At 59.2% G+C, this 5,959-nt stretch carries 7 protein-coding genes; all 7 read left to right on the top strand.

Going from position 1 to position 5,959, the window contains the following annotated elements:
* The coding region (locus tag QVO51_RS04755) for a N5-glutamine methyltransferase family protein (RefSeq protein WP_288167871.1) at positions 1–476 on the top strand (476 nt) is incomplete at its 5' end.
* A 4-nt stretch (positions 477–480) separates the two neighbouring features.
* A complete protein-coding gene (gene recA, locus QVO51_RS04750; RefSeq protein WP_022357436.1) occupies positions 481–1,716 on the top strand; it encodes a recombinase RecA in 1,236 nt (411 codons plus the stop codon).
* A 5-nt stretch (positions 1,717–1,721) separates the two neighbouring features.
* A complete protein-coding gene (locus tag QVO51_RS04745; protein WP_022357435.1) occupies positions 1,722–2,336 on the top strand; it encodes a regulatory protein RecX in 615 nt (204 codons plus the stop codon).
* 50 nt (positions 2,337–2,386) lie between these two features.
* Positions 2,387–3,730 carry a 30S ribosomal protein S12 methylthiotransferase RimO gene (gene rimO / locus QVO51_RS04740; protein WP_022357434.1) on the top strand — a complete coding sequence of 448 codons (1,344 nt, stop codon included), beginning with the start codon at positions 2,387–2,389 and terminating at the stop codon, positions 3,728–3,730.
* Positions 3,714–4,301, top strand: coding sequence for a CDP-diacylglycerol--glycerol-3-phosphate 3-phosphatidyltransferase (gene pgsA / locus QVO51_RS04735; protein WP_015557517.1), 588 nt, complete (start codon positions 3,714–3,716; stop codon positions 4,299–4,301). The genes rimO and pgsA overlap by 17 nt, the downstream gene beginning before the upstream one ends.
* Positions 4,302–4,602: 301 nt before the next feature.
* Complete coding sequence (epsC, locus tag QVO51_RS04730) at positions 4,603–5,289, top strand: serine O-acetyltransferase EpsC (RefSeq protein WP_022357433.1); 687 nt, start codon at positions 4,603–4,605, stop codon at positions 5,287–5,289.
* A partial coding sequence (cysS, locus tag QVO51_RS04725) for a cysteine--tRNA ligase (protein WP_288167870.1) occupies positions 5,261–5,959 on the top strand: 699 nt, incomplete at its 3' end. The genes epsC and cysS, both read left to right, overlap by 29 nt.

Here is a 5,959-nt window from a genome sequence, read left to right as displayed (position 1 = left end):
CCCTTGCCCACTGTCTGCCCCATGCCCGGATCACAGCGGTGGAGCAGTCGGCGGATGCCCTCCGGTACCTGCAGGAGAATGCGGCGCTGAACCGCACGCTCCTGCATATCGTGAAGGGGGACGTGCTGGATCCGGCACTGGCAGAAAGCATCCGGGGAGTGGACGTGATCGTCAGCAATCCCCCCTATCTGACAGAGGCGGATCTTGCCGCTCTGCAAAAAGAGGTACAGTTTGAACCCAGAGCCGCCCTGGACGGGGGGCAGGACGGACTGCTGTTTTACCGGGGACTCCCGGCACTGTGGCAGGAGAGCCTGAACCCGGGTGGCAGGCTGCTGTTTGAAATCGGCATGGGGCAGGAGGCGGCAGTCAGCAGCTTTCTGACCCATGCAGGGTATGAAAATATTGAGAGTTTCCCCGATCTTGCAGGGATCAGCCGTGTGGTAAGCGGCATGCGTCCTGCCGGGGCACGGAGGTAATACAATGGCAAAGGCAGAACTGAAAAAGAAGTCTGTGGCGGCGCCTGTGAAGCTCACCACCGCCGAGGAAAAGAAAAAGGCACTGGCAAGCGCCATCGCCCACATCGAGAAGATGTACGGCGCCGGGGCGGTCATGAAGCTGGGACAGACCAAGGCGCTGAATGTGGATGCCATCCCCACCGGCTCCATGACCCTGGATCTGGCACTGGGCATCGGGGGGGTTCCCCGGGGCAGAATCGTGGAGCTGTACGGCCCGGAAAGCTCCGGTAAAACCACGGTGGCGCTGCACATCATTGCAGAGGCGCAGAAGCTGGGGGGCGAGGTAGCCTTTATCGATGTGGAGCACGCCCTGGATCCGGTGTATGCAGAAAAGCTGGGGGTCAATATCAACAACCTGCTGGTATCCCAGCCGGACAGCGGCGAGCAGGCGCTGGAAATCGCAGAGGCACTGGTACGCTCCGGCGCCATTGACGTGATCGTACTGGACTCGGTGGCTGCCATGACCACCAAGGCGGAGATCGACGGGGATATGGGAGACAACCATGTGGGACAGCTTGCCCGGCTCATGTCCCAGGCCATGCGGAAGCTCACCTCCGTCATTGCAAAATCCAACTGCGTCGCCATTTTCATCAACCAGATCCGGGAGAAGATCGGCGTTATGTACGGCAATCCGGAAACCACCCCCGGCGGACGGGCACTGAAGTTCTACGCCTCCGTGCGGATGGAGGTGCGCAAGGCGGAAGCCATCAAGAACGGCTCCCAGGTCATCGGCAACCGCACCCGGGTGAAGATCGTCAAGAACAAGGTGGCGCCCCCCTTCAAGGAATGCGAGTTCGACATTATGTTCGGACAGGGCATCTCCCGGGTGGGAGAGGTGCTGGATCTGGCGGTGGATCTGGATATCGTGAAGAAGGGCGGTTCCTGGTTCTCTTATAAGGATCAGAAGCTGGGACAGGGCCGTGACAAGGTGAAGGAGATCCTCGCCAATGATCCGGAGCTGATGAAGGAGATCGAAGCGCAGATCCTGGAGCAGAAGGATAAGCTGCTGCTGGTATCCAAAAAGTCCAAGAAATCCTCCGACCTGAAGAAGGCGGCGGATGAGGCGCTGGCGGATACGGAGGATATTGTGGAGGATGCACCGGAGGAAGCGTCGGCAGATGCGGCAGAATCCTACGGGGCGGACATCAGTCCCCTGGTGAATGCAGAGGATGACTTTGAAGAATTCACGCCGGCTGAATAAGCAATATGAAAATTACCGATATTACGCCTTATAAGGGCAGTGTGCTGCAAATTGATCTGGAGGATGCAGACCCCCTGTTCATCCACCGGGACATTGCGGCGGATTTTCACCTGGCGCCGGGGCTGGAGCTGCCGGAGGGGGCGGTGGAACAGATCCATATCGCCTCCCAGCGGCGGCGTGCCTATGAACGTGCCCTGTATCTGCTGGATGTGCGGGCTTACGGCTTTGCGGAGCTGTTTGAAAAGCTGGAGCAGAACTATGAGGAGGACGTTTGCTACCATGTCCTCCGGCGGCTGGTCAGGCTGGGGATGATTAACGACCGGCGGTATGCCGCCTCCCTGGCGGAAAAGTATGTAACGATAAAGCACTACGGGCTGTACCGGGCGAAGCAGGAAATGCGCCGGAAGGGGCTGGACGATGAACTGATCGACGAAGCCCTGGCGGATTACGAAGAGGAAACCGATGCCCAGCTGGCAGCCCTGCTGGAGCGGAAATATGCCGCAGACCTTCAGGATCCCACGGATCAGAAGCGGATCAACCGGGTGAAGGCGGCACTGGTGCGGCGGGGGTATGGCTATGACGCCATCCGCTGCGCTTTGGAAGACTATTTTTCGGAATAATCACGGCAATCCCCAGGATGTGGATTGCCCGAGCAAAGGAGACAACAAGCATGTCCATTAAAGTGGGAATGGTATCCCTTGGCTGTGCCAAGAATCTGGTGGATTCGGAGCGTATGCTCCATCTGATCCGGCAGCGGGGCTATGAACTGGTCACCGAGCCGGGGGATGCGGACGTGGTGGTGGTAAACACCTGCGGCTTTATCCAGTCCGCCAAGGAGGAAGCAATCGACACGATCCTGGAGCTGTGCCAGCTGAAGGCGGAGGGCTCCATCCGGAAGATCATTATGACCGGATGCCTGGCAGAGCGCTACCGGCAGGAGGCAGCGGACGAATTCCCGGAGGTGGACGCTGTGATAGGCATCGGGGATCAGGGGCAGATCATTGACGTGATCGATCATGTGCTTGCCGACGAGCGGATGGTGCATTTCTGCTCCAAGCTGGATGTGCCCATGTCCGGCAGACGGGTTCTGTCCACCCTGCCCTTCTTTGCGTATCTGAAAATCGCAGAGGGCTGCAACAACTGCTGTACCTACTGCGCCATCCCCATGATCCGGGGCGGCTTCCGCTCCGTACCCATGGAGGATGTGCTGGAGGAGGCCAGGTGGCTGGCGGAGCATGGGGTCACGGAGCTGACCGTCATTGCCCAGGATACCACCCGGTACGGGGAGGATCTGTACGGGGAAAGCCGCCTGCCGGAGCTGCTGGAGCAGCTATGCCGGATCGAGAGCATCCGCTGGATCCGGGTGCTGTACTGCTATCCGGAGCGGATTACTGATAAGCTGCTGGAGGTCATAGCACGGGAGGAAAAGCTGGTCAAGTATCTGGATATCCCCATCCAGCACTGCAACGGGGACATTCTCCGGCGCATGAACCGACAGGGGGATGCAGGCACCCTGGCAGCCCTGCTGAACAAGATCCGGCAGATGATCCCGGATATCACCCTGCGGACCACGCTGATTACCGGCTTCCCCGGAGAAACGGAAGCCCAGTTCACGGAGCTTGCAGAATTTATCCAGGCGCAGAGGTTCGATCGACTGGGCTGCTTTGCCTACTCCCAGGAGGAGGGCACCAGGGCGGCGGAATTTCCGGATCAGGTGCCGGAGGATGTGCGGCAGCACCGGGCGGACATTCTCATGGAGCAGCAGCAGCTGATCGTGGAGGAAAAGAACAATGCCAGACTGGGGCAGGTATGCACCGCCGTCATCGAGGGCTACGACCGGTGGGCGGAATGCTGGTTCGGACGCACGGCGGCGGATGCGCCGGACATTGACGGCAAGGTCTTTATCCGCAGCGAGACCCCGCTGCATATCGGGGACTACGTTACCGTCCGGCTGGACGAGGTACTGGATTACGATTTTGTGGGAGAGGTGGTCACGGATGAATCTGCCCAATAAGCTGACCCTGATGCGGGTACTGCTGATTCCGGTATTCCTGGTGTTTTTCCTGATCCCCGGCATCCCCTGCCACTACCTGCTGGCGATGATCGTGTTCATTGCCGCCTCCATCACGGATGCTCTGGACGGGCATCTTGCCCGGAAGCACAATCTGGTCACCAATTTCGGCAAATTCCTGGATCCCCTGGCGGACAAGGTGCTGGTGATGACTGCCCTGGCATGCTTCGTGGACAATCAGATGATCGGGGTGATCCCCTTTCTCATTATCATGATGCGGGAGTTTATGGTATCCGGGCTGCGGCTGGTTGCCGCCAACAGCGGCACGGTGATCGCCGCCGGCTTCTGGGGCAAGCTGAAAACCGCCTTCACCATGGTGACCATCATCGCCATTCTGGTGTATCTGAGCTTTTCCGGAGACTTCAACAGCTTCTCCCTTGCCTGTGCGGACACCATTGACCGGGTGTGCGGCTGGATCCTCACCGGTCTGGTATGGATCAGCGCCGGTCTGACGGTGATCTCCGGATGGATCTACCTGCGGGGCTACTGGAAGTTCATCGACCCGGAGGCGTAAGGGAACGGCTGCACGGGGGTTGACAAAATCCCCGGATTTGCGTATAATAGATGTGAAAGGCGTAACAGCAAGAGTAGCCTGCGGTGGGTTGCAGCAGAGAGTGCCCGGATGCTGAAAAGGGCATGCAACAGCCATTGGTGAAGTGCGGCTGCCAGCCGGAGGTGGGAACAGCTTGCGCCCAGTATCGCCTCCCGTATTCCTGCGTTAAAGGGCTTGAGTCAGAAATCAGAGTGGAACCGCGACTTTTCGCCTCTGGATGCTTCGGCATCCGGGGGCGTTTTTGATGATAGGAGGCTGCCAATTGTTCAAACGACTGCGGGAGGATATTGCGCTGATTAAAGAACGGGATCCGGCGGCACGGAGTGCCTTTGAGATCATCCTGACCTATTCCGGACTTCATGCGGTACACAGCTACCGCCGTGCCCACTGGTTCTACCAACACAAGTGCTTTACCATCGCCCGGATCATTTCCCAGATGAGCCGCTTCTTTACCGGCATTGAGATCCATCCGGGGGCGAAGATCGGCAAGGGGCTGTTCATCGACCACGGCATGGGGGTGGTGATCGGGGAGACCACGGAAATCGGGGACAACTGCCTGCTCTACCAGGGGGTCACCCTGGGAGGCACCGGCAAGGACAAGGGCAAGCGGCACCCCACCCTGGGCAACAACGTGATCGTTGGCTCCGGGGCAAAGGTGCTGGGCCCCTTTTATGTGGGGGACAACGCCAAGATCGCTGCCGGGGCGGTGGTGCTGGAGGAAGTCCCGCCGGACTGTACCGCCGTGGGCGTGCCTGCACGGGTGGTGCGCCGGAACGGGCAGCGTGTGTGTCCGGATCTTGACCAGATCCACATCCCGGATCCGGTGGCACAGGAGCTTTGCCGGCTCACCATGCGGATCGAAAAGCTGGAAGAAATGCTGTCGGTAAAGCCGGACAGCCAGGAAAAGGAGAATGAGGAATATGTACCTGTACAACACCATGAGTCGTAAAAAGGAGGAGTTTCTCCCCCAACAGGGCAAGCAGGTGAACATCTACGCCTGCGGCCCCACCGTATACAACTTTATCCACATCGGCAACGCCAGACCCATCTGTGCCTTTGACGTGCTGCGCCGGTATCTGACCTGGCGGGGCTATACGGTCAAGTATGTGCAGAATTTCACCGACGTGGACGACAAGATCATCAAGCGTGCCAACGAGGAGGGCAGTTCCGCCGCACAGGTGGCGGAGAAGTATATCGCCGAGTACAAGACCGATGCCCACGGGCTGAACGTGATGGACGCTGACGTACACCCCCAGGTCACCACCTGCATGCAGGACATCATTGACTTTGTAAAGGCACTGGTGGACTCCGGCCATGCCTATGAGGCGGACGGAGATGTATACTTCCGCACTGCCAGCTTCCCGGAATACGGCAAGCTGTCCAAGAATTCCATGGAGGATTTACAGGCAGGTGCCCGGATCGGGGTGGATGAACGGAAGGAAAGTGCTCTCGATTTCGCCGTATGGAAGGCGGCAAAGCCCGGGGAGCCCTACTGGGACTCCCCCTGGGGCAAGGGTCGCCCCGGCTGGCACATTGAGTGCTCCGCCATGAGCCGGAAGTATCTGGGGGATACCCTGGATATCCACTGCGGCGGACAGGATCTGATCTTCCCCCACCAC

The organism is Ruminococcus sp. CAG:379 (assembly GCF_000434255.1).
GTDB lineage: Bacteria > Bacillota > Clostridia > Oscillospirales > Ruminococcaceae > Ruminococcus_F > Ruminococcus_F champanellensis.
The sequence above is the reverse complement of the archived record's forward strand: the minus strand, read 5'-3'. Positions and strand labels throughout refer to the sequence as shown.

Excerpts from the sequence above, each read along its gene's own strand:
- QVO51_RS04745 (WP_022357435.1), top strand. The coding sequence starts at position 1,722 with ATGAAAATTACCGATATTACGCCTTATAAGGGCAGTGTGCTGCAAATT.
- rimO (WP_022357434.1), top strand. The coding sequence starts at position 2,387 with ATGTCCATTAAAGTGGGAATGGTATCCCTTGGCTGTGCCAAGAATCTG.
- recA (WP_022357436.1), top strand. The coding sequence starts at position 481 with ATGGCAAAGGCAGAACTGAAAAAGAAGTCTGTGGCGGCGCCTGTGAAG.
- pgsA (WP_015557517.1), top strand. The coding sequence starts at position 3,714 with ATGAATCTGCCCAATAAGCTGACCCTGATGCGGGTACTGCTGATTCCG.